Source organism: Mycobacterium sp. 1245801.1 (genome assembly GCF_001673055.1).
Taxonomy (GTDB): domain Bacteria; phylum Actinomycetota; class Actinomycetes; order Mycobacteriales; family Mycobacteriaceae; genus Mycobacterium; species Mycobacterium europaeum_A.
In genome coordinates this window covers 1-16976 of the sequence record NZ_LZKY01000307.1, presented here as the reverse complement: position 1 = coordinate 16976, position 16976 = coordinate 1, and the positions used below count along the sequence as shown (strand labels likewise).

At 64.2% G+C, this 16976-nt stretch carries 4 protein-coding genes and 1 pseudogene; 2 read left to right on the top strand and 3 right to left on the bottom strand.

The window, feature by feature from the left end; genetic code table 11:
* Window positions 1-448 precede the first annotated feature (448 nt).
* Complete coding sequence (locus tag A5622_RS29305) at window positions 449-12373, top strand: hypothetical protein (RefSeq protein ID WP_156753020.1); 11925 nt, start codon at window positions 449-451, stop codon at window positions 12371-12373.
* A gap of 837 nt (window positions 12374-13210) precedes the next feature.
* On the top strand, window positions 13211-13969 hold the full coding sequence (locus A5622_RS19775) for a hypothetical protein (protein WP_066880728.1): 759 nt from the start codon (window positions 13211-13213) through the stop codon (window positions 13967-13969).
* Window positions 13970-14226: 257 nt separating this feature from the next.
* On the opposite strand, the gene A5622_RS19770 is transcribed toward A5622_RS19775, so the two are convergent.
* The 3 genes and pseudogenes from A5622_RS19770 to A5622_RS19760 form a co-directional block, all read right to left on the bottom strand.
* On the bottom strand, window positions 14227-14703 hold the full coding sequence (locus tag A5622_RS19770; protein ID WP_232003007.1) for an ATP-binding protein: 477 nt from the start codon (window positions 14701-14703) through the stop codon (window positions 14227-14229).
* Window positions 14704-14945: 242 nt separating this feature from the next.
* Window positions 14946-15581, bottom strand: a complete 636-nt coding sequence (locus A5622_RS19765) for a TetR/AcrR family transcriptional regulator (protein WP_066868729.1) — start codon at window positions 15579-15581, stop codon at window positions 14946-14948.
* A 168-nt stretch (window positions 15582-15749) separates the two neighbouring features.
* Window positions 15750-16976: pseudogene (locus tag A5622_RS19760) on the bottom strand (class II 3-deoxy-7-phosphoheptulonate synthase); the annotation flags it as partial.

The window sequence follows — 16976 nt, the reverse complement described above, 5'->3', positions numbered from 1 at the left end:
CCTGGGTGGGCTGCTTGATGCGTCGGCGATAAGCGTCCAGGAACCGTCCCGCGCAGAAGGTGATCCCAGCGCCGCCCCGCCCTCCCAGCATTCTCAGGGCGTCGTGATCCGATGGACAGCAACGCTCACGCCTTCCACGCCGCCGGAGGACGCAACCGAACGGGGTGGGTCGATTGTGTTCCGGGGTGGCGGTGATAACGATTCAGAAGAGAACCACAGCCAGGGTGCTGGCGGCGGGCCGAGTGCCTTACGGCCGCCGGGGCATCTAGCAACGCCCGGGGTCGCACCGGCAGAACCGTTTGTCACCCCCGCGTCGCCGAGTCGTTTTGATGCCCGGCTTCCCGGGGGCAGCAGTTCGGGAAGCGGGCGCGGGCAGCCGGGTCGGCACGCGCTTGAAAGCCTGCTGCAGCGGTTGGAGTCGCGACTCTCTGATTACCAGACCGCCGGCTTGGATCCGGGTAACTACGAGTTGATCCGTCGGGTGCAAAAAGGTGAGGTTGTGCTGCCTTCGGATCTGGTCGGGCGGTTCGTGGCCCAAGACGTGCTGCCTTATGCGTATGTGCCGCCCTCGCGGGGGCATGTCGACTCGGAAGCCGGTCCTTCTTCTGCTCCGCGCTACCAGCCGATGGATGGCATCACCGCGCTGCCCGTCACACCGGTTCGGGCCAGCCGCGACCCCGGGTTGCCCACCGCCGGCCACACCGCCGAGACCGCCCCGCCGAACAGTCACGCGACGCACTTACCGCCCGAGCGTTCGGTAGCAGATGGAACCCGAGCTGCATTCGGCGCGGGCCTCGCCGGCCCTGATACCACCCGGTCGCCTGGCGCCGACACTGTCGGTGGCGTCGACGACACCGGGCCGAACAGCGCAGCCGGTGCTGACCCGGCTCGATCAGCACCGTTGCCTGATTCCGACGTAGTGGCGCTACGTCTGACCGCCGGCGATGGTCCTGACCGGCTAGCGGATCGCGGCGTGTCGTCGCCGCAGCCCGCGGTCAGAAATCCCGGGGATGGGGCTGATCGCGCGGCAGGGCCGGCAAGCGGCTACACCGGCCACGGGGGCGTTCGCTCCCCAGCGGGAAGGATCCAAGGGGGGGCTTCTCGCCCGCGGCACTTGAGCGGTTCGCGGCCGACGCGAGAGCCTAACCCCCACTCCAGCAGCAGCGACGCACCGGTGGTTGATGCGCGCACCGCTTACCAAGGGCTGCCGCCAGGCTTGTCTGGTTTGGTGCAGCGGGTGCGGTTAGCAGATAACGAGCTGTCGGATAACCACGTGCGGCATCTGATCGACTTGCCTCGCCGCAGCGACGGACAGTTGAGCTCCCGAGGAGTAGCCCACTATTTGGAGGTGCAACGATCCGATTGGCACGAAATGCTGGCGGCGCTGCAAGGACACGCCGGGGTGCGCGTCGAGGGTGTGGATGATGCGACGCTGCGACGCCACCATCACGTTTGGTCCTCCAAGTATCCGGAGGTGTGGAGCTACCTGGAGCGCCCCGGCGGCGATCTCAATGTCTTAACAGGTGGTCCAGAGCTGGCGCGCGTGGGCGCTGGGATCCGCTTTGACCGCAACTTACCGATGAGCGTTGAGCAGGTGAACCATCGCGGGGTGCAGGTCAGGATGCACACCTTCGGCCGCGATTCCACGGTGAACGCGCGACGAGAGCTGGTGTTGAGGGCGTTGTCGGTGTTGGCCAACGCCGGTTATCAACTACCGGCCTCGCTCGACGTTTACTTGCCGCGCTATCACCGCATGCTCAGAGTCCGTGGCGCCCCAGGCACCGATGGGCACACCGCACCGCGAATCCGCAGCAAAGCGGTACCCAGCGAGTTCCTTTACGAGGGGACCTTCGCTCGGGCCGTTCCACCTGGGTCAATCATGGTCACCGCTTTGGCCGACCCTACTGTGTTGTCGTCCGGCACGTACATGCCGGCAGGTATCGGCATACCCACTGACCACATTTTCGATCCGGCCCTGGGCGTCGTGCTGCATGAGCTGATGCATTGGCGGCACGCCAGTTACGTGCCCCGGTTGTTTGCTGATCTGACCGAAACTGAATTTTTGCCTGCGGCGGGTGAGTTGGCGGGGGCGGTCAGTCCGTATGCGGCCACAAACCCGTATGAGTTTGTGGCCGAGTACCGCCTGGGTGAGCTTGTGGGCCAGCACTACAACCCTGGCATAGCCCGGAGGCTGGCTGAGCTGGATCGGGTGTTGGGCGGCCCGTTGCACCGGGATGGTGTTGGGCCTGGATTGCCGCCGGCGATTACCGATGACCAGCTGAACTTTTTGGCTGACCAGGTGCGTCGCGGGCGGTGGTTGTCGGGGATTGGGCGCAACGAGGTGGCTTTTGCGCAGGCCGCATTGGGGTTGTCTGAGCGCTGGCGTAGTCTGCCGGTGCAAGCGCAGTTGGTCATTGAGGCCGTGCGGCGGGCGCGTGGACCGGAGGCGCCCTTGGGTCGCTGGTCGTATGTGGCCGTCGACTTCGCGCCGCGCCAGCGGCAGTTACAGGCCCCGACAGAGGCCATGAACATTTTGGCTGGTCACTTGCGCGACCTCGCCGAGCGGCAACGGGTTGAGGTGCGCGTGGAAGGCGGCGGTGCGCGGTATTTCAGTAACGCCGGGATGGACCGGGCCGCTTCGGTACGTCGGCACTTGCTCGGCCTGGCCGGTGAGGAGAACATCAGCTGGCATGCGGCGAGCAGCCGGGGAAACAGAATCGCCGCCAGCAAATCCCCTGGGGTGCCCCAGCGCGCCCAGCAGGCCATGATCTGGTGGACCCGCCCCAGCGTTGAGGCCCTGCGGCTCAGGGATGGCGCCGCAGACGATGACCTAGATGCTTCAAGCACCGCGTCGGATTCAGAGGCCACCGATTCTGGGTCATCAGATTTGGCGGCTGAACACGATCGCGGGCCCGAACCGCAGTACGCTGCCGCCGATGCGGGATCCGGGAGCGCGCAACGCCATTTGGATGTCCTGGCAAGCGACACCGACAGCGCTTCAGCTGGACAACTACCCGCGGGCAGCCGTGGGCAGCGGAGTGGATTTGACCAGCGTGCAAGCGATGTCGACCCGACCGGGGTCGGGGATACCGTTTCCCAGGGCGGTGAGAGCCGCGCGTGGGCCCAACCGACATCGGACTCAGAAAGGTCTTCGGAGTCTGCTGTGTGGATGGGTCCGCGCACCACGCCCTACGATGCTTGGCACGGATTCGTCGAGGCTAGTCGCCTGGACGCTGACTATGTACTGGCGAGTGCAAAGAGCCGCGTGGTCGAGTTCGGGTTTGATGTAGACGGCCTCGATGACGTCATCACAAGGGCCTACGGGCAACTACCTGACGATTTGCGCAGCAATGGTTCCCGGGCGGCGGTGGCTGACCAGCTCGCCAATCTTGTCGTTTATGGCCAGCCTCGGATCGGACTTCGCGGGGGCAGTCGGCCTCCCAGCGACCAGCGCGATTCGTGGCCGGACACCGCGCTGGGCGAGCCGGGACGGCAGCCGCTAGGAGCTGAGGCCAGCAGCGCGCACGCCGGGCCCTCCGGGCACTCCGAGGCCCTAGATGATCCCGCATTCACTGTGTGGCCACCCGACCGTCGCAGCGCCTACCAGCAAATTTCCCCGCGGCTAGCTGGTCTTGTCACCCGTGAACATGTGGACCCCAATGACCTTGATCAGCCCGCTTACCGGCACCTCACCGACTTCGTCCGCACACATGGTGGCGAACTGACTGACGACGCCGTCGCGGATTTTGTTGACCGGGCCCAGTTTGACCTCGAAGGCGAGTTGGAGCTGATTAGGGTCCAAGCGGGGGTCACTGTGGTGGGTACCGGCGACGATCGGCTGCGTCACCTGATCGAGAGCAACCCCTTGTTGTTGACCGAGTTCCCAGAGTTGCGTACCTACCTCGAACGCCCTGACCCCAGCAGCCAGACCGACAACAACCTCGGCGCGCTCAGCGTCCTGGAAGAGACGCGGCACAACGTACGGGTGTCGTTTTTCTTCTCCGAAAGCGATCCACTGGCTGGGCCGCGTCAAGAGTTGATACTGCGCGCCCTCGAGATGTTGCACGCGGCACGTTACGCCCTCCCGGCGAACCTTAATGTGTTCCTGCCGCGCTACCTCCGCAACCTAGCGGTGCACCTCACTATGAACGGCGCTGGCGAAGAGCGCATAAATATCACGCCCACCCCGATACATGAAGATATGCCCGCGAACACCGTGGCGTGGTTTCGGACGCCGGACACAATGGTCATCAGCTCGAGGGCAATCGCCGCACACCCTCCCGGACGCCCTGCCGCTCATTCCGACGGCGTCGACAGCCTCATGGAGGACGTCGCGTTGGGGACGGTGCTGCGTGAGTTAATGCACTGGGTCCACTTCGGTTACCAGCCGGCGCTGTATGTGGACGCGGAGTTTACGGCCTTGCTGCCGCGCGATCTCAGGCTCGTAGACACGGTCAGCCGCTACGCGCAAGACCATGCCCGAGAGTTTGTCGCCGAATATGGCCTGAGCCGACTATTGGGCAGGCGCTATGACGATGCTCGATCGGCAGCGCGCCTCGAGCAGCTTTACCGCGGACTGGGAGGACAATTACCCTTCCGTCCCGCTGCGGCGCGGCCACCGACCGACCGGGAGGCGGACTACCTGATCCGCAGCGTGCGGCAGTTCCCCGCCTTAGCCCAGGTCAGCGCGCACGCAATCGCGCGCGTTCACGCCACACTGGCACCGTTTGACCGGTGGAGCAACCTGACCCATCGAGTTGAGCGGATCGTTACAGCACTATCGACCGCGCCGCCATCGCCAGGACGCGCTGAGATTGACGCTCTCATCACACGAGTGCGCCGAACACCCGGATTGTCCGACGTCGGCGCGCATGTGATCGGCCGTGCGCATGCCGACCTGGCGCTCTTTGACCAGTGGGGCAGCCTTGAGCATCGAGCGGAGTTGATATCTCGCGCACTTCTAAGCGATCAATCCGATCGCGGCGGTGCTGGTCAATCGGGTGGGGGTGGGCCCGCTGCCGGTGATGCCGGTGATGCTGTGGGGGGGTCGCGTGGTGGTCGACGCGCTGGCGGTGATCAGCCCAGTGCGAGCGAGTTGGAAGCGATGGTGGCGCGGTGGGAGGCGCTGGCGCCGGCCCCGGTGGAGCCCAATTACGCCGAGATCCTGGTGATTAATCAGATCCGTGACGGTCAAATCGCGGTGCCTGCGGATCTGGTGGACCGGTTCGGCTCTTTCGGCGTGGTGCCCTACGGGTATGTGGCGCCGTCAGCAGGCCATGTCTATTCTGCGGCCGGGACATCTGGTGGGGGTGGGTCGACTCGACCGCCCGGTGAGCGGGGATCGGTTTCATCACACCCCGGTTTGGGGCCGGTGGTCGAGCAGCGCGCGGACTGGCCGCACGATGCGTGGTACCCCGGCGAAGACGGGCAGTCGGCGCTCCCAGGTGCTAGTCATCTTCCACCGGGGGCTTTGGCGCCCGAGGAGTGGTCAGGCTTTGACCCGGGGATGACACCGGCGACACATCAGTTTGCCGTCGAAGGGCCGCAAGGATCGCCGGCCGAACCCGTGCGGGCCGGTATGGCCGCCCGTCCTGCTGAGGTTGCGTCGCCCCCAGCGGAACGGGGCGGGACGCCGCACAGCAACGCCCACGACGGATCGCGGACCAATGTCAAGGACCGGCAAGACCTGCTTCGGCGTGCCCGGAATTGGCACGATAAGAAAGTGGACGCCCGCCGGCGGTGGTACACGCTCAGAACGGGTCGGGAGCCAAACCTGGTGGCGGAGTATCCGCCTGACGATGTGCTTCTGGCCAGGTACAAGCGGTATCGGGAGGCGGAGAACCTGAGATACAACGCCAGGTCAAAGCGAGCCGCTGAAAACCCAAGGGCGACGGGTGGTGACGGGTCGGGTGACCCGGCCCCAGCCGGGCGGCCGAAGCGCAAGCGGCGCAACGCAGACCCGGCTGGCCCGGGGAAGCCGCGACCGCGCAGCGACGCCGCCGGCGGATCGCAGACGAATAGCGAAGACCTGGAGCGGCAACGCTTGCTCGAACGTGCGAAGAACTGGAAAAAAACGCGACGGTTAGGGCAAATGCAGCTCGCGTACGACTATGGACTGAGGAAGGAGCCGCCAAATTGGGACGACGACCTCTACCCGTCTGACGACGAGCTTCTGGACCAGTACGAGAGGCGTAGGGCGGCTGTGCGGAACTACACCCAGCGCACCAGGTCAAAGCGAGCCGCTGGAAACCCAGAGGCGGTGGGTGGTGACGGGTCGGGTGAGCCGGGCCGAGGCGGGCGGCCGAAGCGCAAGCGGCGCAACGCAGAGCCTGCTGGGCCGGGGAGGCCGCCACCGCGCAGCGATGCCCCCGAGGGATCGCAGACCAATAGCGAAGACCTGGAGCGGCAACGCTTGCTCGAACGTGCGAAGGAGTGGAAAAGAACTCTCCGGCTAGGGCAAATGAAGTACGCGTACAAAGAGGGACTGAGTCGGAAGCCGCCAGAGTGGCACGACGACCTCTATCCGCCTGACGACGAGCTTCTGGCCAGCTATAAGCGGTATCTGGCGGCACAGAACCTGAGATACCAGGCCAAGTCAACGCGAGCCGCTGAAAGCCCAGAGGCGATGGGTGGTGACGGGTCGGGTGATCCGGGCCGAGGCGGGCGGCCGAAGCGCAAGCGGCGCGACGCAAGCCCTGCTGGTGAGACCCGCCGGGCAACTGGCACGTCGTGGCCGGACGCGGTGTCTGAGGTGTCGGGGGGCCAGGCCGCATCATGGCGGTTGGGATCCCCGCGCGAGGGCGGGCCCACTGTCGGTGATGCTGTGGTGGGGTCGCACGGTGGTCGACGCGCTGGCGGTGATCAGCCCAGTGCGAGCGAGTTGGAAGCGATGGTGGCGCGGTGGGAGGCGCTGGCGCCGGCCCCGGTGGAGCCCAATCACGCCGAGATGTTGGTGATTAGTCAGATCCGTGACGGTCAGATCGCGGTGCCCGCGGGTCTGGTGGACCGGTTCGCCTCTTTCGGCGTGGTGCCCTACGGGTATGTGGCACCGTCAGCAGGCCACGTCTATTCTGCGGCCGGGCCTTCTGGTGGGGGTGGGTCGACTCGACCGCGCGGTGAGCGGGGATCGGGTCCCTCGCCCAGCACGCGGAAAGCCCACCGCCGCGCCATGAGAGAGCGAGCTGCTAAGAAGCGAGCCGCCGAAAACCTAGGGGTGATGGGTGGTGGTGGGTCGGGTGATGCAGGCCCGCCGCAGAAGCGCAGGCGGCGCGACGCAGACCTCAGCGGTGAGAACCGGGCCGCAGCTCTAGCTGGATCGGCCCAGCAAGAGCCGTCATCGCAGCCGTCGAGCTCTCGCCAGCCGGATGCCGGTACGAGCCGATCGGCGCGCCTCGATGCGGTGATGGGCGTGCCGGGTGCGGACGAGTCGGCGTTGTGGACGGTGGGTGCGGGAAGGGTGTTACCGGAGCAGGTGGTGGACCGCACTGTGGCTTTGGCAGTCGAGGCGGCGCAGCAAGGGCCGATCGAGCTGGTAATCGCCGTTGATGATCAGCCGCACGATGTGGAACAGGCTCGCGATCTAACAGCTAACGTCGTGCTTCCGGTGTTGATAGATCTTGAGTTGCGCAATATTGATCCCGGCCGTTTCACGGTGCACGTGCAACGCCGCAGCCATGGCGTTGGTGGCCCGCGCGGGCCGGTCGTGCGCACGGCTCCCCAACCGCGGCCACCAGCAGTTGTTGATCCGCAGACTCAGGTGCTGGTTGACGAGGTAGCCCGAGAGCTAGCAGACGTGCTGCCCACTGCGACGGCCCGAATCGTTGAGGCCCTCGATAACCCTGAACTGCAGGCCTGGCGCCATGACAACCCGACACAGCTGGCTCGGCGGGTCGCTGAATTTATCAAAACCGGACACGTGGGCCGGCTGCGCGGGGGGGCGGGGGGCGGCGTTCACAGCAGCCAGGGCTTTCGGCCTTCGGGTCCGGGGGAGGGGCCGTCCAGCGCTGCGCACAGCGTGTCCGAAGCACTTGGGCTGCTGTCCGGTGAGCAGCGCGTGGGCTGGCGCAGCCGCCCGGATGACCGTGCGGTGCCGACCTTATCGACGGGCAAGGGCAAACAGCGCATGGATGCCGATGCCTTGCGCAGAGAACATCCCCCAGTTGCGGGTGCTGATCTTGGCCGCCGGCGCACCGGCCCTGGTGTCGAGTCTGGGGTGCGTGACTCTGGGGGCATGGCCACGCCGGTGAGGCAGGTGGTGGAAAACACGGCGCTGCCCGGGCGATCATTGCCCGAGGCTGCTCTTGGCGTGCCTGTCGCCCCACCGCCCCCGCCGCTGCGCTTGGGGGCAGCGCGGCTGGTGCGCGCTGGGGGGGCGCCGCCGCGACGTGAGGCCTGGGTGGGGTTGCGGGGCGGTAAGGACGTGCTTGCTGATGAGTCGTGGCGGCATAGTCTGGCGGGCTCGGCGCCGTGGTTTGAGCCTCAGGACCGGGTTTTGCCCGACAGGTGGACGGCCAAGCTTGAAGCAGCACCTGCCTACACGGTGGACGCGGTGGTGGCCGATGTCGCAGCGGACAGCACGCCGGGCCGGATTGGGTGGTATCGGGGGGTGATCCGCTATGACTGGCAGCGCATCGGGGTCGGGGACGGCAGGTTTGTTCAGGTATACCGGCTCAGGATTCACCTCAGGGCAGCCGACGGGGTGAGCGCAGGCACCCTTGCCGAGGTTCAAGCCAATGCGCGGGCCGGGATAGATCAGCTGGCCAATCAGGGTTTTCGCCTGCCCAGCGGTGACCAGTTCCATGTGGACGTGCAGTTTGTGACCAGCCCCGCTGAGGCGCACACCAGCATTGAGGTGGCCGCAACTGGCAGCGATCAAACCCATTGGAACCCGCAGATGCTTCCGGGTGTGCTTGCGCACGAAATTCTGCATTACTTGGGTGTGCCGGACGAGTCGCAAGACGCCCGCCGGGTCTTTTTGCGACACGCCACCAACACCGGGGTTCACCGAGGCGATGGCAGCGTCATGAGCGATGACGTCCACGCTGGCGGTGGTTTGCGGCCACGTCATCTGTGGCTCATTGAGCGTGTCGCGACCAGCCAACTCGGCGTAGCGGCGACGAACGTCGCTGATGCGGGTGTCGGTGCTAGCCGTTCCTGGTTAACCCCGCAGCGCAGCATCGCGCGGCCCAGCATCGCTGCGCTCAGCACGGTTGGTCATGGTGTGCTGGGTACTCGCCCCGCCCCTAAACGTAAGCGCACCCGACCCGAAACAGACGACACAAACGACACAGGTAGGAGGGTTCGGCCGGACCACGCAGGAGCCCGCGAGGACCAAGGCACCCCTGCACCCGCGGACGAGCGGGCAACCAACGAGCAACACCCCACCACCCCCGCCATCGGCCACATGTCATACAAGACCGTCGGCAAACGGGGCACCATCAAAGTGATGAAGGGGTTGAACCTAAAGCAGCAAATCCAGATTACCATCGGCAGGGCTCATGCCAGTGAGCGGGTGCGGGTGCACGCCGCTGGTGATGTCGTCACCATTTACGACGCCAGCAACACCATGCTGGGCCGAGTCACGGTGCAACCCGACAAAACCAGCTACACCGTGCGCGATATGTCAACCAGGATCCTCACCGTCGGCGGCGACGGCAACATCGTTCTGGCCACGAAGACGATGAAGTCGACGCAGACGACGGTGCACCAGAACAGCATTATTCATGTCGGCAACCGCCGCAGGGGTGCAAAGGTGCGCGTGGACATCGTGGGTGATGACGTCAGCGTCTATGACGCCGCCGACAACCCGCTGGGCAAAGTCACTCTGAAGGAAGACGTGCGCTACCACACGCTGCACGACCCGTCAAACAGGACGCTCGCGGTCGAGGACAAGGGCACCATCATTGTGAGCACGATGTCGATGGATTCGGCGCAGATGACCGTAAAGCAGAAAAACACGGTTTATGTGGGCAAGCCTCACAAGCGTGAACGGGTGCAGGTGCACGTCGCTGATGATGTCGTCACCGTTTATGACGCCGCCGGCACCACAAAACTGGGCGCAGTCAGGTTGCGAGTCGGCAAAACCCGCTACAGCCTCATCAGGGATGGGATGGGGGCCGAGGTGGTCAGCGCGGCTGGACAGGCATCGCCGGGGGTGAGGGGCGCTTCGGCGGCGGCGGATGGGCCGGCGGCGGGTGGTCCGGTGGTGGTGCGGGTGCCTGGGGATGGGTGGTGTTTGTTGTATGCGGTGTTGGTGGGTATGTCGCCGCGGCATTGGCCGGCTGGTTTGGGGTCGTTGTCGACGCGGGCCGATGTTCTTGGCGAGTTGGGGGTAGGGGAGGGCGCTGGGCGTGGCGGTGCTGGTGGTCGCGCGGCTCAGGGGTCTGGTCGGCCTGCGCTCATGGGTGCTGCGCAGGGGTTGCATCGCATGGTGGTGGATTGGGTGCAACGAGTTGATACGGCGGGGTTCCCTGGCGATGTTGTGGAGCCCTACCGGCGCAGCCCTGAGCAGATGGCCGCAGTTGAACGCTTCGTGAGCACCGCGAGCCGCCAGGAGGTGGTGGCGTGGCTGGCCGCTGGCGGGATCGAGGAAGTTCAGGATCCGGCGTGGTTGTCCCCGCAGATGTTGCGTGCGCGCTACCTCGATGTGCGGACCCGGGAACTCAGCCAGGAGATGCCGGCGCACTCTGGGAGCGGGCTGGCGCCAATGGCGATGCTTTCGGCCACGGCGACTGCGCGCAGGCAGGCCGAAAACGAAGTCATGGTGGATCGGTGGGGGAACCTGACCGAGGAGGCGCTGGGTATTCAGGCTCAGTTTGAGTACTTGCAGAACCATCGGGCACTGCCGGCGGTGGGCGAGCTGGATACCGAGAGTTTAGGCCGGACCGCCCGCGAAACCTGGGCACACCGCCCGTTGACAGCCGCAGAGCATCACGGGCTCATCGCTGCGTTGAACGACTGGCAGCCAGGTAGCGCCGGCTGGAACACCAGCTACGGCGAGATGTTTCCGGCCCTGGTGGCCCACACGTTGAACGTGCGGCTGCGCAACGTCATGACCAATGGTGTGCAAGACGTGGGGCCCAGTGGCAGCGGTCGGGTCGTGCAGGTGAGCTACAACGGTCATGACCACTACGACGCCATCGTGGCGGCAGGCCACGACAGCGCCCCGCCCGCTCACACCCCGGTGCGGCTGAGCCAGCACGACACCCCGGCACCGACACCATTTGTCCCTCCCAGCCCCGGGCGGGCCAGTATCGTCAGCACGCCAGGCTTGGATGCTACTGCGGTAGCGGCCAAGCAAGAAGGAAACGACCCCGAGTTGCCGCCGCTGGTGCGCCCGGCGCCTACCTGGATACACACCGGTGCGCACGACCAGACCAGCGATGCATATGTGCAGCTCGAGCCGTGGGTGTATAACGTCGAGACCGACGAGTGGGAGTGGCGGCCCAAACGCGATGAGCTAGGCCAAATCCACCGCCTGATCGCTTCTTCCCGGATCGATCCGATCGAGGGTCATGATTTGTTGTTTCCGCTGCGCGATCCAGAAGATCCGCTGCATCGGGTGCACCACATTTTCGCCGATCACGAGGGCAACGTTGCCCCGGAGGTGGGTGTGCAAAAGGTGAAGCTGAACTTTGATGCGCACGAGATCGGGCTCCAGGACACGGCTGGCCCCCCTGCAAAGACCAGCAACCCCGCAAAACCGGTGAGGAAAAACCCGGCGAAACAGGGGCCGAAAAGCCCTGCAGAACAGGTGATGGGAAGCCTTGCCCAAGAGGTGCGCGCCGACCTGACGCGGCTGATTGAAAACTCCCGTGCCGGCGCGCAACCCCTCCCAAGTTTTTTATCGCAGCGCACCGTGACCCGAAAGGTGACCGAACACGATCCGCTGCCTGACCACGAGCAGGGTCTGATCGGCCAGTACGGGCTGTTCATCCGGCCGGAACGAACCATCGGTGACGTGCGCGGAGTCGATGGTCACATCCTGGGCTTCTACATGGGTGGGTGGCTGCGCAGCCGGGCCGACGAACAACGCGTTGAAGCCCTTCATCCCAACTATCGGCACTACCTGTTGGAGATCAACCAGCGAAGCAAACTCTCAGGTCTAAGCGCATGCAACGGCGTCGTTTTCGCCAACACCCCTTTACTAGAAGACAAAAGCGGCTACGACGACCAAAGGGCCAACGCGGACTACTTCAGTTGCACGGCAACAATCACCGACAACCAAGGTAACCCCCGCACCATAGAACTGTCAGTGCTGATCGGCCGCAAAAATCTCAAACCCGGAGACCAGGTATGGGTCAGCTACGGACCGTACTACCTCCCACTATTCGACCAACCCTCACCAGCGGTCAAACCCGAACTCTCCGACTAGATGTGTGATTGACGGTGGCCGGTGACTGGCTAAGTCTGGGTCTTTGGTAGCTCTGTCGTACGGGTTTGGCCTTCAGCAGGCGGCCATGGGGGCGGTGCCCGTGTAGCAGGCGAACGCGGCCGCCCACCGGAAGCCGCAGAAGTATTTATTGTCACCTGGCGAGTAATAGTCTATCGTTAGTGATGTGATTCGAGACGAACATGCGGTTAGCAGAGGCAGAAGCCGAACCTCCTGCAGATGCGTTGGTGTTCCGTTAGTCCCGTTGTCTCGATTCAGCACATACGGCTTCGGTCGACGACGTGCCTCTTGGGCCCGACCTGCCGCACATCGCGACAGAAAGCGTCGGCATCGCGGTCGCACGCCGTGAACGGCTAGATGGTGCACCGGTCGAAAATTCCGCCTATGACGACGTTAGTCGCGCCTGGCGCACGAGTGGTGTCATCGCACGCGCGGGCATCACTGAACAGACCGATGAAGAAGCGACAACGGAAGGTTAAAGATAATGACTGAGAAGACGCACGTTCTCCCCGCCCGGGTCGGACAGACCCCGCAGGACTATAAGAGGCTGAGCCTTGAGAGAGAGCGGATGCGGCCCTGGGAAGACGGTGCGCATAACGATGGCAGTCCCGGTACTTTTGAATGGTGGTATATCGACGCGGAGGTCGCCGGATCAACTTTGGCGATATTTATGAAGACAAAACCCTGGGTCAGTCACGATCTGCCACTCACCCCGGAAGTGACAGTAAGCCTTAAATCGCCCGACGGTTCAACCACAGAAAAGACAGAGGCGATTCAGCAAGCGAATTTTTTGCTGCGAAGGACAAATGCGACGTGCGTATGGGCGCCAACTACTTCCGGGGAGATCTTAATTCTTATCAGGTGCATGTCGAGATAGATGATTTCGTAGCCGACGTTCAGCTCACAGGTACTGTGCGGCCGTGGAGGCCAGGGACGGGCTACATATTCTTCGGGGAGCACGATGAAGACTTCTTCGCAACGTCGCAACCAGTGCCCCTCGGGGAGGCGAGCGTGACCGTACGCGGGAAGGATTTGCAACTGAAAGGAAACGGGCCAGGTTATATCGACCGAGGTTGGACAGAAGTCCCGCTGGCGAAGCTCATACATGACTGGTACTGGGCCCGCGTCCAATTCGGAGATTACCTGGTGCTTGCCGCGAATATCACGGCCGAGAAAGAGTATGGCTACCATGAATTTCAAGAATTTCTGGTGACACGCAAAGGCCAGATACTGGCAGATAAGTTCACAGATACCGGAGAGGTCACCTTTAAGGTGGCCGACGTTTACACCGATCCGGATACGGGGAAGCCAGTTGCCGACACAATTTTCTACGAGTATCAAGATGGGGAAAGTCGCTATAGTGTCACATTTCGGCGGGAGAAAGACTTTCTGCACATTAAATTTATCGACTTCATGGACGGTGCCGAACTCGAGAAGGCGCGCGCGAGGAACTACGACGGTGCGTTACTGCGCTTCACGGGCACAGCGACGTTTGTCCACTCCGAAGGCGGTCAAATCATCTATACGGAGCAGAAAGAGGCATTCTGGGAACTGGCGTACTACGGACATGCGCGGTAGGAGCGGGCCACACGACAGGCGCTCACGGCCAGCATCGGGTTCGTCGCTTGCCAGGGGGAACGGGGCCACCGTGGGCGCGTTATTGACGATGCTCCTCGGTGTGGTCTGGGTCAAGCGGTCGGCGCGGGTGGGTTGGCGGTAGGACAGTCCTTCGATGACAAGGGTGTGGGCGGTGGCGTTCGACGACGATTTCGTAGAAGTCGCTGGTTTCGGTGCCGTCGAGGCGCCGCAGCGTGAAGTCGTCGATGATGAGGACGTCAATGGCGGCCAGTCGGCGGATCTCGGCGTCGACGGTGTTTGTCGAGGCGGGCGGCGCGTAGCGGCGTGAACGGTTCGTCGGCGCGGCCGAACAGTACGGTGTTGCGGCGACATATTGCCATGTGCCCCAATGCCGTTGCTAGATGTGTCTTGCCGAAGCCGGCGGGTCCGAGGATGATCGCGGACTGGCCTGCTTCGGCGAATCGCAACGAGGTCAGGTCGCCGAGCAGGGTGCGGCCATAGCGCAGGTCGTCCTGGGTAGTCCAGGTGTCGAAACGCGTGCTCGAGTCTAGTTCGACTTTTGCCGCTCGTAGTGCCGCGGAACGGGATTCGCGCCGTGAAACTTCGTCAGCCAGGAGCGTTTCGAAAAACCCGATATGGCTGAGTTTGTGCTGGCGGGCCAATGCAGCGCGTTCGGGCAGCGTGTCGGCCACAGCGCCGATCTCCTCGGACTCGTTGTCGGATACGACGGTCAATGATGTTGGGATGCAGTTGATTCGGATGGATCACGAGAGAATCGGGTGGCCGCCTGCCCGACCGCCTCGGCAGCGCCGGAGGGGTTCGCTCGGTGGAACGCTCCTGCATGGAAACAATCTTGTTGACCGAGACTCAACCCCTAGCGAGCAGGGGTCACTAGATCGTTTTCCGGGTCGCTCGGACACCAAACGCCGGCATAGCGGCACCGGCTGGGTAACAGCGCTCCGTTATGGCCTGCTGCTCACGCTGTGATCCCGCCAATAAGTATCTCCGTGACGAGATCGACATGCTCGGTCGGGTCGAGAGGACCGTCGAGGGAGTCGAATTTATCGGAGAGGGGACCCAACGTGAACGGCGCTGCTGCCCCATGCGCGACGAGGAACATGAGCGTACGTCCCGACACTCGCCGGGCTAGACCCGCTGCCGCCATCCGATCCAGCACGCGCATCGGCTCCTCGATGGTCGGCATGACGCAACACGACACGACGTGGTCGAGACGACTGGTCGAGTGCAGCCCCTCCTGGTTCATCAATCGGACGAGCTCCGGACGGCGTGCCGAGGCGCGCAAAAATGCGCGGATGAACGTCTGAAGTTGGCTCAGGTCGTCGTCGGGGGCCGGGTCGTTAGGCAATTCAGCCGCGATGTCGTTGGCAAGCGCCTGAAAACCGTGGTCTACGGCGGCGTACCACAGTTGTTCCTTCGACTGGAATCTTTGGTTGATGGTCCCGCGGCTTAATCCCAGTTCAGAGTTCAACGTACGTAACGACATGCCTTCGTAGCCGTATTCAGCGAAGGCCATGAGGGCTGCGCGCAGGATCTCGTCGTCCGTTCGCAGCCGAGGGCGGCCCCGCGTCTCGACGGTATTAACACTCGACATCACCACAAATTAGACCATACTGCTGGCTAAATTATTGCCACACGGTGAGAAAAGTTTTCGGCGCGTGTCAACGAAGCACCGCACTCATTATGTCCCGTTACAGCGACGGTTGTCTGCGAGGCCTTGAGACTTATCCGGCTGCGGCCCAACGCCGTTACTGCCATCCCTCCGCAGCATTTCGGCGACCAGGAAGGCCAGCTCCAGCGACTGCTGGCTGTTGAGCCGCGGGTCGCAGGCCTTCTCGTAGCGCCCGACCAGGTCGGTGTCCGAAATGTCTTGCGCGCCATCCAGACACTCGGTGACGTTCTCGCCGGTGATCTCGACGTGGATGCCGCCCGGGTGCGTGCCCAGCGCGCGGTGCACCTCGAAGAAGCCCTGTACCTCGTCGACGATGCGGTCGAAGTGACGGGTCTTGTAGCCATTGGGCGATTCGTGGGTGTTGCCGTGCATCGGGTCGCACTGCCAGATCACCTGGTGACCGGTGGCCTGGACTTTCTCCACGATCGGGGGCAGCAGGTCGCGGACCTTGTTGTTGCCCATCCTGCTCACCAGCGTCAGCCGGCCGGGCTTGTTGTTCGGGTCGAGCCGCTCGACGTATTCGACGGCCAGCTCCGGGGTGATCGTCGGGCCGATCTTGACGCCGATCGGGTTGGCGATCACCTCGGCGAAGGCGATGTGCGCGCCGTCGAGCTGGCGGGTACGCTCACCGATCCACACGGTGTGCGCGGACAGGTCATACAGCTGCGGTTCGCCGCTGTCGCTTTCGGACAGGCGCAGCATGGACCGCTCGTAGTCCAGCACCAAAGCCTCATGGCTGGCGTAGATCTCGGCGGTCTGCAGGTTTCGGTCGGCCACCCCGCAGGCGCTCATGAAGCGCAGCCCGCGATCGATCTCGGTGGCCAGCGCCTCGTATCGGGCGCCGGCCGGCGAGGTCCGGACGAATTCCCGGTTCCAGTCGTGCACCAGGTGCAGGGAGGCCAATCCCGACGACGTCAGCGCCCGAACCAGGTTCATCGCCGCACTGGCGTTGGCGTAGGCGCGCACCAGCCGCGACGGGTCGTGGTCGCGCACGGCGGCGTCAGGGGCGAAGCCGTTGATCATGTCGCCGCGGTAGGACTTCAACCCCAACGCGTCGATGTCGGCCGAGCGCGGCTTGGCGTACTGGCCGGCGATGCGGGCCACCTTGACCACCGGCATGCTCGAGCCGTATGTCAGCACCACCGCCATCTGCAGCAGCGTGCGGACGTTGCCGCGGATGTGGGGTTCGGTGTTCTCGGTGAAGGTCTCCGCGCAGTCCCCACCCTGCAGCAGGAACGCCTCGCCCCGGGCCACCTGGGCCAGCTGCTCCTGCAACCGGACGATCTCCGACGGCACCGTCACCGGCGGGACGCTTTC